Origin of the sequence: Achromobacter sp. UMC46, from assembly GCF_014170335.1 — a bacterium.
Classification (GTDB): domain Bacteria; phylum Pseudomonadota; class Gammaproteobacteria; order Burkholderiales; family Burkholderiaceae_B; genus Achromobacter.
Map to the genome: position 1 here is coordinate 394,645 of NZ_LZZS01000005.1, position 22,185 is coordinate 416,829.

The 22,185-nt window shown below is 64.4% G+C and carries 16 protein-coding genes; 9 read left to right on the top strand and 7 right to left on the bottom strand.

All coding sequences use genetic code 11. The features are described 5' to 3' along the window. The first annotated feature begins 157 nt into the window (after positions 1–157). Entirely contained in the window at positions 158–748 is a 591-nt protein-coding gene (locus A9973_RS09550) for a hypothetical protein (protein ID WP_183013523.1), read from the top strand. Between the two features lie 16 nt (positions 749–764). Here the strand turns inward: A9973_RS09550 and A9973_RS09555 are convergent, their stop codons facing one another. The 3 genes from A9973_RS09555 to A9973_RS09565 are packed head-to-tail and all read right to left on the bottom strand — an operon-like array spanning position 765 to position 4,722. Next, entirely contained in the window at positions 765–1,520 is a 756-nt protein-coding gene (locus A9973_RS09555; protein ID WP_183013524.1) for a GntR family transcriptional regulator, read from the bottom strand. After that, positions 1,517–3,235: a glycerol-3-phosphate dehydrogenase/oxidase gene (locus A9973_RS09560; RefSeq protein WP_183013525.1), complete on the bottom strand. Its 1,719-nt coding sequence runs from the start codon at positions 3,233–3,235 to the stop codon at positions 1,517–1,519. Before A9973_RS09560 ends, A9973_RS09555 begins: the two co-directional genes overlap by 4 nt. Further along, a complete protein-coding gene (locus tag A9973_RS09565) occupies positions 3,232–4,722 on the bottom strand; it encodes an FGGY family carbohydrate kinase (RefSeq protein WP_183013526.1) in 1,491 nt (496 codons plus the stop codon). The genes A9973_RS09560 and A9973_RS09565 overlap by 4 nt, the downstream gene beginning before the upstream one ends. Before the next feature lie 178 nt (positions 4,723–4,900). Here A9973_RS09565 and A9973_RS09570 point away from each other — a divergent pair, with 178 nt between their 5' ends. The 6 genes from A9973_RS09570 (at position 4,901) to A9973_RS09595 (ending at position 11,220) form a co-directional block, all read left to right on the top strand. Then, positions 4,901–5,941 carry a substrate-binding domain-containing protein gene (locus tag A9973_RS09570; RefSeq protein ID WP_183013527.1) on the top strand — a complete coding sequence of 347 codons (1,041 nt, stop codon included), beginning with the start codon at positions 4,901–4,903 and terminating at the stop codon, positions 5,939–5,941. Beyond that, on the top strand, positions 5,938–7,458 hold the full coding sequence (locus A9973_RS09575) for a sugar ABC transporter ATP-binding protein (protein ID WP_183013528.1): 1,521 nt from the start codon (positions 5,938–5,940) through the stop codon (positions 7,456–7,458). Before A9973_RS09570 ends, A9973_RS09575 begins: the two co-directional genes overlap by 4 nt. Then, positions 7,458–8,498: an ABC transporter permease gene (locus A9973_RS09580; protein WP_183013529.1), complete on the top strand. Its 1,041-nt coding sequence runs from the start codon at positions 7,458–7,460 to the stop codon at positions 8,496–8,498. Before A9973_RS09575 ends, A9973_RS09580 begins: the two co-directional genes overlap by 1 nt. Continuing rightward, on the top strand, positions 8,495–9,475 hold the full coding sequence (locus A9973_RS09585) for an aldo/keto reductase (RefSeq protein ID WP_183013530.1): 981 nt from the start codon (positions 8,495–8,497) through the stop codon (positions 9,473–9,475). The genes A9973_RS09580 and A9973_RS09585 overlap by 4 nt, the downstream gene beginning before the upstream one ends. A gap of 17 nt (positions 9,476–9,492) precedes the next feature. Next, a complete protein-coding gene (locus A9973_RS09590; protein WP_183013531.1) occupies positions 9,493–10,347 on the top strand; it encodes a class I fructose-bisphosphate aldolase in 855 nt (284 codons plus the stop codon). Between the two features lie 72 nt (positions 10,348–10,419). Beyond that, positions 10,420–11,220 (top strand): APH(3')-II family aminoglycoside O-phosphotransferase, encoded by an 801-nt coding sequence (locus tag A9973_RS09595; RefSeq protein WP_183013532.1) that lies wholly within the window; start codon positions 10,420–10,422, stop codon positions 11,218–11,220. Here A9973_RS09595 and A9973_RS09600 read toward each other — a convergent pair. Next, positions 11,217–11,876 (bottom strand): response regulator, encoded by a 660-nt coding sequence (locus tag A9973_RS09600; protein ID WP_370539468.1) that lies wholly within the window; start codon positions 11,874–11,876, stop codon positions 11,217–11,219. The genes A9973_RS09595 and A9973_RS09600 overlap by 4 nt on opposite strands. Before the next feature lie 608 nt (positions 11,877–12,484). Here A9973_RS09600 and A9973_RS09605 point away from each other — a divergent pair. Beyond that, positions 12,485–14,125 carry a ShlB/FhaC/HecB family hemolysin secretion/activation protein gene (locus A9973_RS09605; protein WP_255469099.1) on the top strand — a complete coding sequence of 547 codons (1,641 nt, stop codon included), beginning with the start codon at positions 12,485–12,487 and terminating at the stop codon, positions 14,123–14,125. A 71-nt stretch (positions 14,126–14,196) separates the two neighbouring features. Beyond that, positions 14,197–17,427 (top strand): GLUG motif-containing protein, encoded by a 3,231-nt coding sequence (locus A9973_RS09610; RefSeq protein WP_183013534.1) that lies wholly within the window; start codon positions 14,197–14,199, stop codon positions 17,425–17,427. 110 nt (positions 17,428–17,537) lie between these two features. On the opposite strand, the gene A9973_RS31355 is transcribed toward A9973_RS09610, so the two are convergent. The 3 genes from A9973_RS31355 to A9973_RS09625 form a co-directional block, all read right to left on the bottom strand. After that, a complete protein-coding gene (locus tag A9973_RS31355; RefSeq protein ID WP_183013535.1) occupies positions 17,538–18,533 on the bottom strand; it encodes a fimbrial protein in 996 nt (331 codons plus the stop codon). Positions 18,534–18,854: 321 nt separating this feature from the next. Then, a complete protein-coding gene (locus A9973_RS09620; RefSeq protein WP_183013536.1) occupies positions 18,855–19,622 on the bottom strand; it encodes a molecular chaperone in 768 nt (255 codons plus the stop codon). After that, the gene (locus A9973_RS09625; protein ID WP_370539469.1) at positions 19,619–22,147 is read right to left on the bottom strand and encodes a fimbria/pilus outer membrane usher protein; all 2,529 of its coding nucleotides are present in this window, start codon (positions 22,145–22,147) and stop codon (positions 19,619–19,621) included. Before A9973_RS09625 ends, A9973_RS09620 begins: the two co-directional genes overlap by 4 nt. Between the last annotated feature and the right edge of the window lie 38 nt (positions 22,148–22,185).

Genomic DNA, 22,185 nt, shown 5'->3' on the forward strand with positions numbered 1-22,185 from the left:
CTGATCCGCTCATACGACCATATCAGTTCTAATTTCTTGACATGAGAATGTCTTTTGCTTTAAGGACAATGTAAGAAGCCCGCAAAAGCGGGCTTTTCTGACAAGCGGGTGAACGGATTCTGTATATTTCGCGACAGGAACAGCAACGGATCCCCCCATGAATGACAAGACGAAGACCTGGCGCAGTTCGACGACCACGCGCAGCTGGAGCTCCACCACGGACCTCACGCCCGAGCAGCGCGTCAACATCGAGGAATTGCTGGACGGCAAGCTGGACGGCGTCACTGTCAGCCAGGAATGGAGCTACTCCGGTCTTGAAAACGGGGAGGTCTTCAAGGTCGAGATCAAGGACGGCGCGGTCACGGTGAACGGCCGCAAGTACGACAGCCTGGACGAGGTCCCGCGCGCCGAGCGCGAACGCATCGACGCGCTGCGCAGCGGCAAGGACCTGGGCGGCCTGTGGGACATGCTGACGAACGCCGGCATCGACGTCAAAGACCTGGCCGGCGACCTGGCCGGCCACAAAAACAAGCCCGCGTTCACGATAGAGACCGACAGCCCGGACCGGGACTCCGCCAATCCGGTGCGCACCGCCCCCGTGGACGACGCCGCCGTGCGCATGGCCGCTGGCGACCCCTCCTTGTCGCCGGGCGCGGTGCGCGCGGGCGGCGGGCTGCGCCGCACGCTGCTGATCGGCATCGCCATCGGGCTTGCGCTATGGGTGGCGCAGGCGCTGAACCTGTTCTGACCGCGCAAGCCGCGCCTCAGGTCGTGGTCTGGACATGCAGCCGGCTGGATTTGCAACGATGCAACGCACGGTAGTACTCCAGCGGCCGGCCATTCGATCCATAGGCGATGGACTCGATGCGCAGCAGCGGTTCGGCGCTGGCCATGGCCAGTAGTTCGCAGGTCGACGCATCCGGCGCCACCGCATCGATCCAACGTTCCGCCCGCACGATGCGCAATCCGTACTGGCGGCGCAGCACGTCGTACAGCGAACGGTTCTCCAGGCGCGTGCGGTGCAGGCCTGGCGCCAGATCCGCCGGCACAGCGGTCTCCACCAGCAATTGCAATTCGCCATCCACGCTGCGTAGCCGCTTAAGCGCCACCACCATGTCGGATTCGGCCAGCGCCAGCGCCGTGGCTTCCTGCGCGGTCGGCGCGCGCAGTTCCTGCACCAGCACCCGGGTGCGGACCGTGCGGCCCTTGCGCGCCATCTCGTCGGAAAAGCCCAGCACTGTCGACACGAAATCCTCGTCCCGTTCGCGCGCCGACACGAAGGCGCCCTGCCCGCGGATCTTGTAGATCAGGCCGTTGCGCACCAGGTCCGCCAGCGCCTCCCTGACCACGATGCGGGATATGCCGTACTGTTCGCCGAATTCGGCCTCGGTGGGCAGCTTGGCTCCTACCGCCAGCTCCCCCTGAAGGATCTTGCCGCGCACCACATCGCGGAACTGCGTCCAAAGCGGGGCGCCGGCGCTGCGGTCCAAAACGTCTTGGGTCGGAATGGGGCTGCTCATGTCGTGATAAGGCTAGAAGTCGAATCAAACTCTACAAAATGCCGGTCGCGCAGGATAGCGGCGCAAGCCAGCCATTCGTCGCGCCGGCGCGTGTCCGTCCAGCCCAGCGCTGCCGCGGCCAGATCGGCCAATTCGGCCAGCAAACCGTCGGTGACGCGGCCGCGTATCGCCAGCAAGGTCCGGCGGATCACCAGATCGGCCAGATGCTGCACGCCGGTCTCGCGGCAGAGCGAGCGGATCTCGGCTTCGGAATAGTCCGGCGCATGCCGCAGCGGAACATCGCCCGCGCCGGCAAACGCCTGCGCCAGCAGATCGGCGCGCGAACCATACCGGCTGACCAGCCCATCGACGCGTTCGCGCGGCAGGCCGGAGCGCGCCTGGATCGCGTCGACCAGTCGTTCCCTGGCCACTCCGTCCGCAGGCATGTCCGCGCCGCCCCCGATGGCCAACGCATCGGTCAGGCGCAAGCGCGGCCGGCCCAACTGCGCCAGCACCTGGTTGGCGGCCAATTCCGCCAGCGACCTGAACGTGGTCCATTTGCCGCCCACCAGGCACACCAGCGGCACCTTGCGCACGGCGTTCGGCGGGTCGACCACGACCGCGTGGTCACGCGATATCTGGCCGGGCTTGTCGGCATCCGAATACGCCAGCGGACGCACGCCGACGTAAGTGTAGACCACGTCACCGCGCGCAAAACGCAGCCGCGGGAACACCTCGCCCAGCACGTCCAGCAGGTAATCGATCTCGGCAGGATCCGTGGCCGCCTGATCGGGATCCTCCACAGGAATATCGGTGGAGCCGACCAGCACGCGGTCCATGAAGGGATAGACGATGCAGACCCGGCCGTCCGACGCTTCGAAATACACCATGCGCCCACCCAGCGCCTCGCGCAGCGCGGGATGGTCCAGGATCAGGTGCGAGCCCTTCGTACCCATGACCCGTGATCCCGCGCCCTCCAGCACGCCAGCCGACCGGTCCAGCCACGCGCCCGTGGCGTTGACCACGCTGTCGGCGGTGACCTCGGCGGTTTCCCCGGTGATCTCATCGCGCAGGCTCAACGTCTTGCCGCGGCAAGCCGTGACGTTGCAGTAATTGGCGGCCAGCGAGGCAGGTTGATCAGCATGCGCGTCGGCCATCAGTTCCAGGATCAACCATTCGGGATGGCTGATCCAGGCATCGAAGTACGTGGCCGTCCACCCCACCGAATCTCGGAACAAGGCGCCGTCGGCGGCCGAGGCCCTGGCAATGCGGTGTTCGGGCATCACGCGTTGGCGCCGGCCCAACCGGTCGTACAGGCGCAGGCCCAACGCCACCACGAACAGGCCGCGCGCGCCCGGCGACGCCTTGAACCCCGCAAAGCGCAGCATGCTGCCCAGCAAGCCGCCGAAGCGGCTGGACAGCGGCACGACCGTTTCCAGCGGACGCACCAGATGCGGCGCGTTGCGCAACAGCCGGTTGCGCTCGCGGGTGGCTTCGGCCACCAGCGCGAACGCGCCGCTTTCCAGATAGCGCAAGCCGCCATGGATCATCCGCGACGGCGCGCTGCTGGCGCCGGCCGCGAAGTCACCCTTGTCGACGATCAGGCAGTCCACCCCTTGCAGCGACAAATCGCGGAACACGCCCACGCCGTTGATGCCGGCGCCGACGATCACGGTTGAAAAGTGACGGCCCGCCAACGCCGCGGGACGCACGTAAGGCAAGGCGGCCGTCGTCATGGCGCACGCTCCGCCAATTGCCCGAACGCCGGCGCCATATTGCCGATCAGCGTTTCGAATTCCGAATGGAACGCCGCGTGGGCCTGCGCGGCCGCCGCATCCGGCGCCTCGGCCACGCAGCGTACCGGCAAGGCTTCGTCCGCGCGAGCCCCGCACGACAAGGCCGCATAGCCGGCTGCCCCGCGCGCGCCGGTCTCGTCGTCGCCGCAGCGCTCCACCGGATGCCCCAGGAAATCCGCCAGCAGGCGCACCAGCCGCGGATCCCGCGCGCCACCGCCCAAGGCGGCCACCCGGCCCGGCTCGCCCAGGCCATGCGCGGCCAGCCGCTTCAGGTGCCAGGCATGCAAGGCGGCCACCCCGTCGACCACCGCCCGCGCCATGTGCGCGCGGCCGTGATGCCCCTTTAAACCCACGAATCCCGCCGTCGCGCCAGCCGCCACGCCGCCCCCGTTGATGAACGGAAGAAAGCGCAGGCCCGCCGCGCCCAGCGGCACCGTCATCGCGCAATCCACCACGGCGGCCGCGTCCTCGAACTGCAGTGTGCGCGCCAGCCAGGCCACGTTCGCCATGGACGATGGACTGTTCTCAAGATAGAGCCGCGCCGCCGCCGGGCCATGGCGCACGATCGCGCCGACCTCTGGTTTGGGCGCGCGCGCGGCCGCCACCACCGCGTTCACGCACCACGTGCCGAACACGGCGACCGCATGGCCGTTTTTCACGGCGCCCACCGCGGACAACGACGCCAGCAGGTCGATGGCGCCCATGGCGACCGGCAAGCCGGCCGGCAATCCGCACGCAGCGGCGCGCGCCGGCAGCAAGTGCCCGATCACGGTGCCCGTGGGCACGATCGGCGGCAAGGCCTGCGGAATCAATGTCGCCAGGCCCGCCGCCTCGAACGCCAACGCCGACCAGGTTCCGGTGTCCAGGTTCAGCAAGCCAGCGGTGCTGACGTCGCTGGCATCGGTCGCGATTTCTCCGCTTAACAGGAACCCCAGATAGTCCTTGGCGAACAACAGGCGGCGTATCGCCCGGTGGCCGCCCCCTTCCGCATCGAACAATTCCGCCGCGACCAGACTGGGCTGGCCCGCCCACGGCCGGCAGCCCACTTCCTGATACAGGGCGTCCCCATGCCGCTGCGCCAGCATCCGCGCGCGGCCGGCGGCCCGTTGGTCGGTCGAGGCCACGGCGCGCCCCGCAAGCAGATCGCCGCGCTCGTCCAGCGCGTACAGCCCCGCGCCATGCCCCGTGCAGCACAGCGCGCGCACGTCGGCCACACGCGGGCCCAGTTGCTCGGCCACGCCGCGCAGCGCCTGCATCAGCGCCGCGTCGATGGCGTCCGCGCGCAGTTCGCAGCCCCCGCCAGGCAGATGCAGGTAAGGCAATGCGCCCCCCGAAGCGGCCAGCGTGACCCCCGTCCCGGCCTCGAAGGCAACTGCCTTCAAGCCCGTGGACCCCATGTCGATACCCAGGAATATGTCGGCTTTCATGTTATGACATTGTCTACAGATATTTTCGGCAGGATAGCAGTGTTTCCCCTAGTAAAAGAAATAATTCGCCTGCCATATAGTTCAGTCGATGTCATAACAACTAGTTGAGCCAATCAGGCCCACCACCGGGTATCCACGCCAGCAGGCAATGGATCAATGCGAGGAAAAGGAGCGCAACATGAGAAGAGATTTCTTGAAGACCGTAGCCGCTGCGGGCGCCAGCCTGGCAGGAGCCAATGCCTTTGCGCAAAACGCGCCGGCCTCGCCGGGCACGGGCCTGAAGGGCGCCGCCACCGACGTCTACGTCATGAACGTGATGGTGTCCGGGGTGGAGTACTGGTTCCCGGTGTATGAAATGATGAAGCAGCTGGGCCATACGCTAGGCGTCAAGACGCGTTATTCGGGCACGCCCGAGTACGACGTCAACAAGCAGCTGGCCTCGTTCGAACAGGAGCTTGCGCGCAAGCCCGCCGGCATCCTGCTGCACCCGATGAACCCCGACCCGTTCATCGAACCCATCAACCGCGCCGCCGCGATGGGGATTCCCGTGGTCACCTTCGCGGCCGACTCCCCCAATTCCAAGCGGGTGTCATTCGTCACGTCGGACAACGAACGCGAAGGCGCGCAGGCGGCCGATGCGATCGCCGCCGCGCTCAACGGCAAAGGCGACTACGCCGTGCTGGAGAACCCCGGGCAAGACAACCACGACCGCCGCATCGCCGCCTTCATCAACCGCATGAAGACCCAGCACCCCGGCATGAAGCTGGTGGGCCGCGCCGCCAGCAACCAGGATCCCAACAAGGCCTACCAGGCGACCCTGAGCCTGGCGCAGGCCAATCCGGGCCTGGCCGCGCTGTTCATGCCCGAGGCCAATTCCGCGCTGGGCGCGGCGCAGGCCAGCATCGAGACCAAGAAGAACATCAAGGTCCTGTGCTGCGACGTGAACGCCAAGATCCTGGACATGATCAAGTCGGGCGAAGTCTACGGATCCGTCAATCCGAACCAGGGCGTGCAGGGCTACATGGGCATGATGCTGCTGTTCCTGGCGCGCAACCAGCAACTGATCGACCCGATGAACGACGCCAAGCGCAACGGCACCAACCCGATGGCCGTGCCCTTCCTGGACAACGGCCTGTCCATCGTCAGCAAGGCCAACGCCGACGACTTTTACTGGGACAAGTACCTGGCGCGCCGCGGCACCAAGGGCATCAACGAATGACCGCGCAACCGCCCCTGCTGGAGCTGCACGGCATCGCCAAGCGTTTCGGGGCATCGCGCGCGCTGGCCGGCGTGCATTTCTCGCTGCGACGGGGCGAGATCCACGCCCTGTGCGGCGAGAACGGCGCCGGCAAATCCACGTTGATGAAAATCATCGACGGCATCCACGCGCCCGACGAAGGCGAGATCCGCCTGAACGGCGAACGCGTGGTCATCGACGGCCCGGCCCATGCCATGCGGCTGGGCATCGGGCTCGTCCACCAGGAAATCGCGCTGTGCGGCGACGCCACGGTGGCCGAGAACATCTTCATGCCCGAGATCGCTTCCCGGACGCGCCCGTGGATGGACTTCGCCAGCCTGAACGCGCGCGCCTCGCAGGTGCTGGCGCGGCTGGGCCAGCAGATCGACCCCGCCCTGCGTGTGGACGATCTGGGCATCTCCAGCCAGCAACTGGTCGAAATCGCCAAGGCGCTGACCCTGGATTGCAAGGTCCTGATCCTGGACGAACCCACGGCGGCGCTGACCGAAGTGGAATCGGCCGCCCTGTTCCGCGTGCTGCACGACCTGAAAGCGCAGGGCATCGGCATCATCTACATCAGCCACCGCATGGCCGAGATCTTCCAGCACTGCGACCGCGTCACCGTACTGCGCGACGGCCGCGACGTGCTCTCAGCCCCCCTCGCCGGCCTGACGCCCGATGCGCTGGTGCGCAGCATGGTCGGGCGCGACCTGGGCTGCTACTACCCCCCGAAACAGGCAGAGAACGATGCCGCCGCCCCCTTGCTGGAGGTCGACGGCATTGCGGACGGGGTCTGCGTGCACGGCATCTCCTTCACGCTCAAACGCGGCGAGATCCTGGGTATCTCCGGCCTGATGGGCGCGGGGCGCACCGAACTGGCCGAAACCTTGTGCGGCTTGCGTCGCGCCCGCCGCGGCGTGGTGCGGCTGCGCGGCAAACCCTTGCGGATACGCCGCTACGGCGACGCCCTGCGCCATGGCATCGCGTACCTCAGCGAAGACCGCAAGGCCGCCGGCCTGTTCCTGGAACTGCCCATCGAACAGAACATCTCGTCGATGGCGCTCGCCCGCATCAGTTCGCGTTTCGGCCTGCTGCGGCGGCGCGCGGAACGCCGCCTGGCCACGGAACTGGGTGCGCGGCTCAAGCTCAAGTCCGACGGCGTAGCCATCGACGCCGCCAGCCTGTCGGGCGGCAACCAGCAGAAGGTGGCGATCGCCAAACTGCTGGCGACGAATCCCGCCGTGCTGCTGATGGACGAACCCACCCGCGGCGTGGACGTCGGCGCCAAATCCGAGATCCACCACATCCTGCGTGAGCTGGCCGGCCAGGGCGTGGGCGTGGTCGTGATCTCGTCCGAACTGCCGGAAATCATCGGCTTGTGCGACCGCGCGCTGGTGATCCGAGACGGCCGGCTGGCCGGCGAACTGGCCGCCAGCGACATGACCGAAGAACGGCTGCTGAGGCTGGCCTCGGGCCTCAGCGCCCAGGAGACGAACTGATGTCCGAACTCAAACCTTCCCCCGCGGCCGACGCCGCCCTGCTGCCCGACGGCGGTCTGGCCCCTCTGCGCCACGCCGCCGCCCCCCCGTTGCGCCACCGGCTGGCCAGCATGCGCGAAGCCGGCCTGCTGCTGATCATCGCGCTGCTTGCCATCGGCATGAGCTTCGCGTCGCCGCATTTCCTGACCTGGGAGAACATCCGCGCGATGCTGCTGTCGTTCTCCATTGAAGGCATCGTCGTGGTCGGCATGACCCTGCTGGTGATCGTAGGCGGCATCGACCTGTCGGTGGGCTCCGTCGTCTGCATGGCCATGGTGATCACCGGCAAGCTCTTCCTGATGGGCGCCGACCCCTGGACCGCCAGCCTGGCGGCCATCGCGGCAAGCGGCGTCGTGGGCGCACTGATCGGCCTGTGCGTGACGCGCATCGGGCTCAGCCATTTCATCGCGTCGCTGGCGTTCATGGTGATCGTGCGCGGCCTGTCGCTGGCCATCACGCAAGGCACGCCGCAGTCGCTGTTCTCGCTGCCCGCGCAGTTCAAGTTCATCGGCCAGGGCGTCATCGGCGGCATCCCCGCCGTCATCCTGATCTTCGCCGCGATCGTCATCGTCAGCGACGTCGCCCTGCGCCGCGCCGCGCTGCTGCGCAAGGTGTTCTATACCGGCAGCAATGAAAAGGCCGCGCTGTACTCCGGCATCCGCACGGGCCGCGTGAAGTTCTGGGTGACCGTGCTGTGCTCGACGCTGGCGGGGCTGGCGGGCGTGGTCTACACCGCGCGCTTCGGCGCCGCCACGCCCACCTTCGGCATGGGCATGGAACTGAACGTGATCGCCGCCGTGGTGATCGGCGGCGCCAGCCTGAAGGGCGGCTCGGGCACGGTCCTGGGCGCCGTACTGGGGCTGGCCCTGCTGTCGGTCGTTACCAGTTCCCTGATCCTGCTGGATGTCTCGCCGTACTGGCAAGACGTCGTCAAGGGCTTGATCCTGTTGGCCGCCGTCACCGTCGACCATCTTATGAACGTGAAGAAAGGACACCGATGAACACCACCACTCTGGGCCCGTCCGGCATCGAATGCGAAACCGTCGGCCTGGGCACCTGGGCCATGGGCGGATGGATGTGGGGCGGCAGCGATGACGCCGCGGCCATCGACGCCATCCGCGCGTCCGTGGACGCCGGCGTGCGCCTGATCGACACCGCCCCCGCCTACGGCCTGGGGCACGCCGAACAACTGGTCGGCACGGCCCTGAAAGGCCGCCGGCACGAAGCCGTCATCGCCACCAAATGCGGGCTGGTGTGGCATACGCAACAGGGCGTGCACTTCTTCGACGAAGACGGCAAACCCGTGCATCGCCACCTGGGCCGCGCATCCCTCTTCCATGAAGTGGAACAGAGCCTGGCCCGCCTGCAAACGGATTACATCGACCTCTACATCACCCACTGGCAGGACAGCACCACGCCGGTCGCGGAAACCATGGATGCGCTGCTGGACCTGAAGCGCCAGGGCAAGATCCGCGCCATCGGCATCAGCAACGCCACGCCCGAGACGCTGGCCGAATACCTGCGCCATGGCCCGGTCGACGCCATCCAGGAACGCTACAGCCTGATCGACCGCGACATCGAATCCACGCTGCTGCCCCCGTGCCGCGACCACGGCGTGGCCTCGCTGGGCTATTCCTCGCTGGCGCTGGGCCTCCTGGCCGGCCCGATCGACCCCGGCCGGCAATTCACGGGCGACGACCAGCGTGCCGGCAACCCGCGCTTCTCCGCCGCCAACCGCCTGCGGCTGAAAACGTTCTTCGACGCGTTGACGCCCCTGCGGCAACAGCTGGACTGCTCGTATGCGCAGTTGATGATCGCGTGGACCACCCGGCAGGGCGGCGTCAGCACCGCCCTGTGCGGCGCCCGCACGCCCGCGCAGGCGATCCAGAACGCCGGTGCGGCCGACCTCAAGCTGGATACGGCCGCCCTCGCCGCCATCGACGCGGCCGCCGCCCGCCATCTTGCAACCCTGGACTGACGGACAAGGAAACCTCAATGACGCACAACAAAGAAGCGCGCCTGAACCGCCTGCTGACCGCCGGGCGCTGCCTGGACATCGCCGTCGACCACGGCGTCTGCAACGAACCCGGATTCCTGGACGGCCTGGAAGACATGCCCGCCGTCGTGGACCAATTGGCCGCGGCGCGCCCTGACGCCATCCAGCTCAACTACGGCCAGGCCGGGCTGCTGCAACAGCGCCCGGGGCGCGACAAGCCCGCGCTGGTCATGCGCCTGGACATGGGCAACCCCTATAACGCCACCACGCACCGCGTGATGTGGGCCGTGCTGCAGAACACGCAAGACCCGGTGCTGCCCGCCGTGCAGATGGACGCGGCCTGCGTCGTCGTCAACCTGTTCATGCTGCCCGACGAGCCCGACTTGTTCCGCCAATGCGTGTCCAACATCGCGCGCGTCCGCGCCGACTGCGACCGCTACGGCATGCCGCTGATGATCGAGCCCCTGGTCATGGCGCCCCACTCCGCGCGCGGCGGCTACATGGTGGACGGCGACGCCGAGAAAATCGTGACGCTCGTCCGACTGGCGCGCGAAATGGGCGCCGACATCGTCAAGGCCGACCCCACGACCGAAACCCGCGACTTCCACCGCGTGGTCCAGGCGGCGCGCTGCCCCGTGCTGGTGCGGGGCGGCGGCCGCGAAGACCTGCAGCGCGTATTCGGCCGGTCTTGGGAATTGCTGGACCAGGGCGCGGTCGGCCTTGTGTATGGACGCAACGTCTACCAGCACGGCAATCCGTCGGCCGTGGTGCGCGCGCTGATGGCGATGATCCACCAGGGCGCCAGCGCGCGCGAGGCATGGCAACAGTATGAAAGCGAGTCCAGCCGCGGATAGCGCCACGCGTTGGCCAAGTCTGATTATCATGTCGAAGCTCGCTCTGGAGCCGCCTTGTGAATCGGTAAACCAATGGAATCGTTCAACGCCACGGAAAGCAACCGCATCACCCTCCCCGCCAAATGGCGCGGAGACTTCGCCCATGCCTCCGTAGAACAACAATCCATTGGCGAGTCGCGCGCAGACGTGTTCCGCGTGCGACGCCCCAATCGGCCAGACCTTTTCCTGAAGTCGGAACTTGCCGGCGGCGTCAGCGAATTGCCGGACGAGATCGACCGGCTGCGCTGGTTGGCGCAGGTCGGCCAGCCAGCCCCGCACGTGCTGGATACCGCGATGGAAGGCGACCGCCACTGGCTGCTGATGACTGCGATTCGCGGCCGCGACTTGGCCAGCGCCGCCCTGGCGCCCGCACAGATCATTGGCGTGTTGGCCACGGCATTGCGCAACCTGCACCACCTGCCGATTGAAACCTGCCCGTTCGATCACCGGCTGGAGGCGCGCATCGCGCAGGCAAAGCGCCACGTCGACGCCGGGCTTGTCGACGAAGCGGATTTCGACGATGAACGGCTGGGGCAATCGGCCAGCCAGGTGCTGGCTGAACTGCTGTCAAGCTGCCCCACGGCGCGCGATCCGGTGGTTGCGCACGGCGACGCCTGTCTTCCCAACTTCATGGTCGACGGCCACCAATTCACGGGTTTCATCGACTGCGGCCGTCTAGGTATCGCCGACCGATTTCAAGACCTGGCGCTGGCGGCGCGCAGCATCGCCCGCAATGTGGGCGAGCAATGGGTGCCCCCCTTCTTCCGCGCATATGGCATTGCGCCCGACGCGCAGCGCATCAGGTTCTATTGCCTGCTGGACGAATTCTTCTAACGCAGGCGCCGCACGCCCTCGGCGCCCGCCATGTCTATCGACGTGTTCATCCCATTGCCCAACACATGACGGATCAAATCGGCATCCGTCGTCACGCCTAGCTTGCGCATCGCGCTTCGCTTCTGGGTGCTGATCGTCTGCACGCTCCGGTGCACCATTTCAGCAATATTGGTGATGGTTCCCCCCGCGCAGAACAAACGAACGACTTCCGCCTCGCGCGGCGTCAGCCTGCCCTCGCCCCCCATCTGCATGTTATTCAGCAGCAATTCTTTTATCACCGGCGAATAATACTGCCGCCCGGCGTATACCGCCCGCACGGCATTAATCAAATGACTGGGGCAATCGCATTTGCTGACAATCCCCATGACGTTCTGCCGCACCATCGCCCATACCAATATCGGACTATCGAACATGGTGTAGATGACGGTACGCAGCGTCGGGTAGGACCGTTCCAGATAGGCGATAAGCGCCAACCCATCGCCATACTTCCCTCCCGGCATCGAAAAGTCGGAAATCAGCACATCACAGGGTTTTTCATTAAGCAAATCCACCAACCCGGTCGAATCCGCAGCTTGCCCCACGACCACGAAGCCGGCTTTCTCACTTAACACCGACACCACACCCAGCGACACCGCCGGGTGGTCATCGACAATCACGACACATATATCGTTTTCAGACGCCAATGCACTCTTCCATATCAAGGGAGGAACAATTATTCCAAATTTATTGTAGACGAGCACCATCCCTTAAGCATATTTGCACTCGACGACAACGCCATCTACCCACATGAAAAATAAGACAAAACCTGCCTCCCGCTGACACTTATTGAACACGACGCGACAAAAAAGCGGGTAATTCAATAGATTTTAAAAATATTACCAAAAACAACCGCAAATTTACTGGTTTTAATTTCGAACAGCCAACTCATCAATTTCGTATTATTCCTAACTCTCTTAGTCCTACAAAAACCTATAGTCATCATCCGTGGCGACCGAATCGCGATTAACACGCCGTCCGCCAAATAATTCGAGCCCCGCATTGTTTTCCACGCACCCAACTGGCATCGCACGCCAGGGTAAACGCGTCTGCGATCGGCTCACGGTAATGACAAAACCAATAAAGGGCCGCTGCAAACAGCGGGTAGAACTAAGTGATATTTCAAGATTCATTGGCGGCAGTGCGCCGAAAGGCTTTTCCTGGGCGATCGAATCCCATCCCGCCAAATTTCTCCACGGCTGGATTGCGCTGGAGATTGACGGTCGGCTTGCTATTGACGCTGCCCCCGTTCGCGGCCCCGGCCCAAATCCCCGACGCCGGCCGGGCGCTCAAAGAGCTTGAATCGACCCTCCCCGCATTTTCGCCTCCGGCTTCGCAACCCAGCCTGGACGTCACCGCCCCGTCATCCCGGCCCTTGGCCACCGGTCAATCGGAAGGCCCCGGCGTGCCCGTCAGCGGATTTCAGCTGCGCGGCAATCAGGTTTTCGATGATACGGAATTGCAGCAACTGCTGGCGGACCTGCCAGGCACCGAACAAAGCCTTGATGGCCTGCGCGCCGCCACCGACCGCATCACCAAGTTCTATCAAGACCATGGCTACCTGCTGGCCCGCGCCTATCTGCCCCCGCAAGACATCGTCGATGGCGTGGTTCAGATCGCCATCCAGGAAGGCGTCTACGACGGCGTCGCGCTGAACAACCAGACCCGCGTCAGCGACTCGGTCCTGATCCGCGCGCTTTCCCCTTTGCGCCAAGGCGACGCCGTGCACCTCGAGGCGCTGGACAACCGTCTGATGCTCGTCAATGACATCCCCGGCGTCCAGATCCAAGGCACGCTGCGGCCCGGCAAGGCCCCCGGCTCCACCGAACTGTTCATCGATGCCGAGCCCGGCCCATTGAGGGCGGGCAGTCTGGACGTCGACAACTTCGGCGGCTACTACACCGGTGAATTCCGCCTGGCCGGCACTCTGGACGTGAATAGCCCGTTGCGCCTGGGCGATCAGTTGAACCTGCGGCTGCTGAGCAGCGACAAGAAGCAGCGCTACTACCGCGCGGCTTACCAGGTGCCGGTCGGATCCAGCTTGACGCGACTCGGCGCCAGCGTCTCCAACATGCGCTATCAGCTAGGCCGGGACTTCGACCTCTTGGAAGCGCACGGCAAGGCCTCGATCGTCAGCCTGTTCGTGCAGCGGCCGCTCTTGCGCAGCCGCAACCTCACGCTGCAGGCCCAGCTGCAGTATGACGACAAAAGCATGCGCGACGCCATGGATTTGTTTGAAGTCGTCAACCGCAAGCATGTCGGCCTGTGGACGGCGTCCCTGAACGGCAGCCGCGACGATGGCCTTTGGGGCGGCGGCCGTAGCGCGATGTACCTGTCCTACGGCATCGGTTCGCTGCAGCTGCGCGACGCCAACAGCCGCCAAGGCGACCGCCTGTACAGCCGCGCGGCCGGCCGGTTCGGCAAGGCCAACATCACCCTGCTGCGGCTGCAGAACCTGCCGGGCCCTTTCATGTTGTCCGCGCAATTCAGCGCGCAACTGGCATCCAAAAACCTGGACAGCTCCGAGAAGTTCAGCCTGGGCGGCCCCTTCGGCGTGCGCGCCTTTCCCAACGGCGCCGCCAGCGGCGACGAAGGCTGGCAAGGCAGTCTGGACCTGCGCTACCTGCCCTTTCCCGGCTTGCAGCTTGCCGCCTTCGTCGACAAGGGCGCCGTGCGGCTCAACAAGCGCCCGTGGGCCAGCGGCCGCAACAGCCAGCATCTGTCGGCCACAGGTGTGAGCCTGATCCAGACCGGCCGCCAGCACCAGATCACGCTGACCGCAGCATGGCCGCTGGAGCAGAACAACTATCGACAAGAAGGCCCCAAACGCGAACCGCGCTTGTGGTTCCAGGCCACCCGTCTTTTTTGATCCCGACGCGTCACGCGTTTTTTCAACCCTGCACGGACATTTCCCCGTGCGTCACTTGCAAGAAGGAAGACATGAACAAGTCCTATACCGTGGTATGGAATGAATCCAAGGGATGCTGGAGCGTCGCTGGCGAATCCGCCAAGCAACGTGGCAAGTCCAGCTGCTCCGGCGTACGTGCCGGCGTCATGGCGGCAGTCGTGCTCGGCCTGACGGCGATGATGCCTGCGGCGCATGCGTTGCCCGCTGGCGGCGTGGTGACCCATGGCACGGCCAACATCCAGACCATCGGCCAGGATATGGTCGTCGGCCAGACCACGCCCAAGGCCGTCATTAACTGGAACAGCTTCGGCGTCGACTACGGAGAACGCCTCACCTTCAACCAGCGGGCCAGCGATATGGTCCTGAACTACGTGCCTGCCAGCGACCGTTCCCTCATCAACGGCAGTCTCAATGCGGGCGGCAAGGTATTTATCGTCAATCCCCAGGGCATCGTCTTCAACTCGGGCGCTCAGGTGAACGTGGGCGGGCTGGTGGCCTCGACACGATCGGTCAACCCCGATCTTTTCTACAACAACACCAACGGCGAATTCGTTTTCGAAGGCGGCGGGACTAACTTCGTCGAGAACAACGGCGCGCGGATCACCGCCCAGGGCGGTGACGTGGTGTTTCTGGGCGCGCGCGCTCTCAACAGCGGCATGATCCGCGCCAATGGCGGCACGGTCGCCCTGGGCGCGGGAGACCGCTTCACCGTCAGCATGGGAAGCGGCCTGCTCAAGCTGGAAGTCAATGCCGCGTCCACCCATGCCCTGGCGCAGAATGCGGGGATGATCCAGGCCAGCGACGGGCAAGTGTTGCTAAAGGCCAGGCACGCAAATGCCTCGCCCTTGACGACGGTCGTCAACAATACCGGCATCATCGAAGCCAACATGCTGAACAACACCTCTGGCAAAATCGTGCTGGACGGGGGCGCTCGAGGCGTCGTGGACGTGGCCGGCCGGCTTACCGCGAATGCGTTCACCGGCCCTGGCAACGGCGGCGCCATCGAAGCCTCCGGTCAGCGTGTTCGTGTCCGCCTGGGCACCACCTTCGATACCCGAGCCATCAATGGCTATACCGGCAACGTCAAGATCACCGCTAGCGAAGTCAAGGTCGAAAAAGACACCCCCGCCATCGTCGACGCGACGATTCACGCCAACACGCTGAACCGCAACCTGGCCGATAACAACATCGAACTGGCCAGCACTGCCGGCGACGTGGAGGTCAACGCGCCCGTCAACTGGAGCAGCGGCAACAGCCTGACGCTGAACGCGCAACACGGCGCCTCGGGCAAGACGGTTCTGAACAGCACCGTGGCAACGAACGGCACGGGAAGCGCGCTGCTCCTCAAGGCGGACGATCGCATCCAGATCAACGACCAGATCCAGTTAAGCGGCAGTGGCAACCGCCTTGCGTTGAACACCACCACTGCCGCTAACGGCACCGGTCCAAGCGCCTCAAACCCGGCATCCGCCAATTATTTCTTGGGCGGATCCCAGGCCAACATCACCTTGAACGGGGACGGCACCGCTTTCCTGTCGAACGACATTCCTCACAACATCATCCAGAATCAGCAAGATCTGCAAGCCGTCAACCGCAACCTTAACGGTCGCTACGTGTTGGGCGTGGATTTGCACGGCACGGACATGTTCCAGTCGATCGGTGGCGCCTACGGCACCTTCAACGGTTCCTTCGACGGCCTGGGCCACACGCTGACCGGCTTCAATGTGGTCAATGGTGGCGGCAACGTCGGATTATTTTCGTCCTCGGCCGGCATTATCCGCAATCTGGCCCTGACCTCCATGGCCGTCAGTTCATCCAACGCCGGCGCCATGCCCCTGTCCGTGGGTACCCTGGCTGGCCGCAACGCCGGCCTGATCGACAACGTGCGCGTCTCCGCCACCACCGTCTATGGCGACAATTATCGTTTCAACGTCACGGGCGGCCTGGTCGGCACCAACGACGGCGGCACCATCAGTAATTCGACGTTCGCGGGGGAGGTCTATAGTGGTTCGGCAACCCACACCCTGGGCGGATTGGTCGGCATCAACCAGGCAAGCTTGTCCTCCCTGGCCACCATCCTCGACAGCCATACGTCCGGCACGGTCAGCGGAAACCTGCTGCTTAACGACCGGGGCGGAATGGGAGGGCTGGCTGGCGCCAACAACGGCGGCGTCATCCAAAATTCGGGCAGTACATCGTCGGTCGTTTCCTACAGCGCCAAGCGCAATATCGGCGGGCTGGTGGGGCTGAACCACAACAGCGGTAAGCTCGACAACGTCAACAGTTCGGGAATGGTGTCCGCGTCGAACGCCAACAATGCAGGTGGCTTGGTCGGCATCAACAGCGGCGTTATCACCCAAGGCCATAGCAGCAGCCAAGTCGTGGGCACTACAGACAGCACCATCGGCGGATTGATTGGCCTGAATACCGGTGGCACCGTTTCAGACTCCACAGCCTCCGGCAAGGTCGACAACTACAACGGCGCAAACACAGGCGGGTTGGTCGGCGCCAACCACAACGGCACTTTGCGCAATGTTCAGGCCAGTGGCGACGGCGTCGAAGATAACCAGAATGCCCGCAACATCGGCGGTCTGGTCGGCTACAACGGCGAGGGTGGCTTAATCCAGAACGGCGTGGCCAGCAGCGCCACGGTCAACGCCTTTTACCCCAACTCGGGCACCCGCATCGGGGGCCTTGTAGGGGCCAACGCCGGCACCATTGAATACGGTGTCTCAAGCGTCGCCGATGTCCGCGCGGGTGAGTACGCCACGATAGGCGGTCTGGTAGGAGAGAACCGCGGACACATTTCGGGCTCAAGCTCGTCCAGCGCCGTGCAAGCCGGCAGTTACAGCGTGGCAGGTGGATTGGCGGGGCAAAACTCGGGAACGATAACGGCCGGGTACGCCAGCGGTATCGTGGCGGGCGACTCTTACGCCACAGTCGGGGGCCTGGTGGGCCACAATCTGCTGCGAGGCATAATCGACTACTCTTCCGCCACCGGCCGCGTCACAGGCGCGCAATCGGGCTGGTCTTCTTATTGGGGGTATGGCATGACGATGGGCGGGCTGGTCGGCTTGAACGAAGGCCAAGTCACCTATTCCCAAACATCCACCCAGGTAGACTTCGCCCCCGGCCAAAGCCAAACCTTCGGGGCGCTTGTGGGGGTCAACGCTGGCGCGATGCTGGGCAACACCGTGTCTGCCTCTGCAAGTCAGGTACCGCTGGCGGGCGCCAACTACGGCATGATCGATATGTCTTGGTGATAAAGGCGGGTTGACCGGCCGGCGCGGTTGCGCCGGCATGAACGCTTTGGCCGCCGCGACAACGCGGCGGCCAAGTTTCCCTTACCGCTCAGCCGATATGCGTTCAGTCTTCAATCATAGAAAATCTTGAAATTGACTTGGCTAATGGCGGCGCCGGGCTGGACACCGCGCACGCCGGACTGATCTACCCGCTTGTAACGGGCTTCCAAGGCGATCTCAGCCATGGCATTGGCAGCAACGCCCGAGGCAGGAATGTTGTCAAAATCGTACTTGGTGCCAACGGCGCCAGGGCCATCACCAATACTTAACGCAGAAGATTGCCCGGCCCGGGTAAGGATAATGCCAAGATTCTTTGCGACCCCCACGTGACCCGCGTCTTTGAGCTGTAGGACGCTGCCCGAGGCGCCCGGCACCAAGCCGTACTGTGCATTGAACGCAATCCTGGGTTTGGCCCCGGCCGCGCAACTATTTACCGACACACTGAAGGGAACCTGCCGGCCAACATCGCCATCGTTCGGAAAATCGCTGACGCGGTGGGTGTTCATCGGCAGCGTGAACCCCGCGCCTGTGAATTTGGCGTCCACTGTACACGTGGCCTCGATAACCGGTCCCCCGCCCTCCAGCGTCAACATATCCGAGACGTCGTATTCCAGGCGCTGGTAGCACTGGACGCCCCCTCCCGGCGGCACGGGTCCATCGTCAAGGGGAGCAACCAAATGTGCACCCACGTCCGGTGCCGATGCCTCGGGCCGCTGCAGCGTCACGGCTTCAAACACTGTGCTGCTCCACCCGGGATCCAGACCCGTCACAGTGTGTATGCCTGGCGCCACATCCCCTATCACCACCAGCTCTATCTCGATCGAAGTGCCATATTGCTCTTTGCGGCTCACTACTTCCAACGGCGGGAGCGAGGACCTGATCCTGGCGGTATACAGCGTCAAAAAATCATCCATTCGCTCCGCCTTGACCACGGCGGAGCCTTTCTTGACGCGAATGCCCAACCCTTTCACGTTGGTCGGAATAAGGGAACCCGCATACGGAGGCCCTCCCGCCCACCTTCCACCGATGAGCATTTTGGGCTTGGCCCCCGTGACGTCTTGACGCACGAAAGTCCCCTCGGAGCTCAGGCTCAACGTGCGCGTGGCGATAACGTTGTCAACGGTAGACGTATCCAGGCCCGTCTTGACCCACGGGGTCGCCCCCCCGACCGGGCTGGCGGAAAATTGGAATAGCGAGCAAGAGCGTAGGTAGTAATCGCGGGGTTGAGCCTGCGCCGCCCCTACCGAAGCCGCAATAAGCACGACGCCCAAGCCCAGTTGCCGGCCGTGCCGTCCAAGGCGAGGAAGAATTGAGACTGTTTTCATCGCTGATGTACTCCAAGAGGTGGCGTCCGCCCCTTCCCGCTGGGCCGGGACGCATAGAAATCGTTAGCGGCGGGATGCGGCGCGCAGCGTTGCCGTGCCGGGCACGACAAGGCCCAGGTCGTCGACGGCCTCAAATTCCAGCGTGTCGCCCGCCGGGGACGGCGCGGCCATGTCCAGGGGAAGGGAAAACTGTTCAACCGCTTTCGGCATGAGGGTCAGGCCCCTCAATTCGGTGGATCCCTGTCTGCCGCGAATGCGGACGGTCGCCAAGGACACGCTGTACGGAGTGGGGTTCTCGGCCTGCAGGTAGGGCGCGTCCTGCGCCGTCCCGTGGTGGTAAGTCCATCGCACCTGTCCTGGCGCATCCTGGGGCGTGCCCGGCAGGCCTTTGGGGCGGTACAGCACCTTCATCACATAGCTCAACACCACCTGCAGCCTGTTCTCTGACTGGCCGGTGGATGGCGTATGCCGAAGGTTGATCCGCAAGACCGTCTCCCGATCTTGCGGCAGCGCCTCGCCCGTATACCGCAACTGCAACGCTTTACGTTCGCCGGGGTCGATTCTGAACAGCGTAGGCATCAGCACGAATGGCACTTGCAGGCGGCTAAGGTCCGCTTCAGCGCCATCGTGGTCTAGCCAGGCCTGCACAAGAACGGGGGCTTCGCCGGTGTTGCTAAGAGGAACCAAGACGTGCTTTTCCCCCTCGCGGTAGACGAAGCGCGTGCCGCTGACGGCCAGGTCGGCCCATGCAGCCGCCATCGGCAGGCACAGAAGCAATAGCGGCCATCCTATCGACCATCGCTTGGGGAAGACGCGGTTGAATGTGCTCATCGGCGCGCCAGCGGAGACATCGGCTGTGCTTGCACGGGAACCGGGTGGCAGGTCTGTTGCAGCGTGTCGAAGCCGTCTTGTTTGACGCTTTTGGCGCGTTGCGGCAATTCGTACTCGATCTGGCATTGCTGCTCGGGCTTGCCGCCCCACTCCACACGAATGGAACCTTGGTCTTGCGCCGCCCGCATGACAATGCGGCTGCCTTGGCCCACCCCTCCGATGGACTCGCCACTGGCAACATCAAACACTTCCGCGCCAAACGGAAGCGTGCTGCCATCGGGCCGCGTGCTGTCGATCAGCACGGGCCGCGCACGCCGAGTGGGATAAGAAAGCAGCACAACCGCCCCCGCGCGCGGCGCCACGGTGCGGGAACTGTTCATCAATTCCACGTCATCTGACATGTCGCCCGGGTTCAGCTCGACGGTGTTGATCTGGTAGGGGGAAAGGCTTGAAATCAGGCCATACCCACGGCTGTCGATCTTGCTTTGCCCGAAACCGACTCGGGCGTCCTCGGCATCCGGCGCGTACAGCAGCCCCACGGTTTCGCCCATCATGGGCGCAAATGTCAGCCCGCCTTGGTGCGCCAGCACGCTTCCGTTGGCCCGCAAGGTGCCTTGGCGGTAGCCCGTTCCCTGGGAAACGCTGGCACCCACGCTGGCCATCGGCGCCCGGTAGTCCAGGCTGCCGTTGGCCGAATTGCTGCCGGCACGGGTGTCTCGGGAAGCGGACACGGAATACGAAAGATCACCGGCTTGATCCAGGGTTCCTCCGACGCCCGTGGTCACGTTGGTGCCAGCCTGGTTGTCGCGACTGACGAACGTATTCATCACAGGCGCACGTGCGGAGCGGCCCAAAGGAAAAGAGATGTTGAACGCCAGCACCGTGTTCTTCTCACGGCCCGCCCTGTATACAGCGCTTCCAGGCCATATGCTTTGCGATCGCTGCACGCTGAACGAATAGGACACATCGCGCCACTGGTTGGAGTACCCCATGCTGTAGTTCACGGCACTGCCAGAGCGCTTCCAGTACTGTGTTGCGGTTCCGCTGGCGTATAGCGTTCCACCAGATGCCCCCAGGCGCTGGCTGATATTTAGGTCGAAACGATTGCGTGGACGGCCGAGGTCGCCATAGTGTCTGCCTCGACCCGCATCGCGCATGGCGATCGCCTCGTTGAAACCCACATAGCCGCTCGTGGAGTACCGGTAGGCCGCCAATGAAAAGTTGGTTCCGCTGTTTGGAAGATTCTTGCTGTAGGCAAAGCGATAGCTGGAACCGGAAATGCTGGATTGTTCCGGCAGGTTCGCGCTGGCCACGGTCACATCGCCGCCAAATGCGCCCAACGACGTATTGAGCGCCATCCCACCCATCGCCGCACCGTAGTAGTCGCTGGCCGCCAGGCCGCCGTAGCCGGTCACCATATTGGTAAGGCCTCGCCGGATGACGCCTTCGAATATGTTTTGACCGCTGCTGCGGTTGACCGACGACATCGCGCGACCGACCGAGACCGAATAGCGCGTTGTACCCGGGCGCAAGAGCTCCACGCCCGTGGCGAAGGGCACGATGAATCGGCGCTCCTCGCCATTGGCTTCGACGACCTTGACCTCGAGATCCCCGCCGAAACCTGCGGCCTGTAGAGAATCGATGGCAAACGGCCCCGGCGGCACCGTGACCTCGTAGATGAGGAATCCGCGCTGATACACCGATACCGACGCATTGGTGGACGCCGTGCCGCGTATCACCGGCGCGTAGTTGCGAAGGCTTCGTGGAAGCATGCGCTCGTCACTACTGATATTCACGCCGCGAAACGATACCGCGTCGAAATAATCGCCATTGGTGGAGGTTTCGCCGATACGCAGCTGCGAACGCCATGCCGGGATGTCGGTACTAAGATTGGTCTGCCCGCGCTGATAGTCCGCGCCAGCGCCCCTGGAGCCCCACGTCAACGACCCCATGTGACGCAAGCGCCAAGCGCCCACGTTCAGCCCTGCATTCAAGCCTGCATAGGCCCGCGTGTAGCGATTCCCGCGGTTTTCCACGGTGTTGGCATTAGCGTTGTAGTTCAGCCTGCCCGACGTGATGCCGCTGTCCCAATAGCTTGGATCCACGTAGTTGTCGGCCAATTCGGTACGCAGATAGTAGGTCGGCACGGTCAGATACAGCCGCTGCTCACCCAAATCGGTCTTGACCAAAACGCCGGGCACGAATTGGTCCAGGGCCTCGCAAACCGGGCTGTCGCCCAGCGGCACCCGGCCTTGCTCCGCGGCATTGCGGGCGCTGCGCTGAACATCCAGGCCTGCGCGCTCCAGAAAGCCCACGTCGTAGCAGGGCTGCCCGCCAAGCGCCTGTGAACCGCGGTACTCGATATCCTGCGTACCGCGCCACTTGCCGTTGACGTAGAGTTCCAGCCGGTACTGCCCCGGCGCAACAACGCCACTGCGCTCAAAGCGGGAAAGGTCGATGGTGTCTCCCCCGACCCCAGGCATAAGAACCTGGGGATCGAACTGGACGTGCCGCGTGGGTTCCACGGCTTGGGCTCCGGAACTGCAAGCCAGCGCCAACGCTA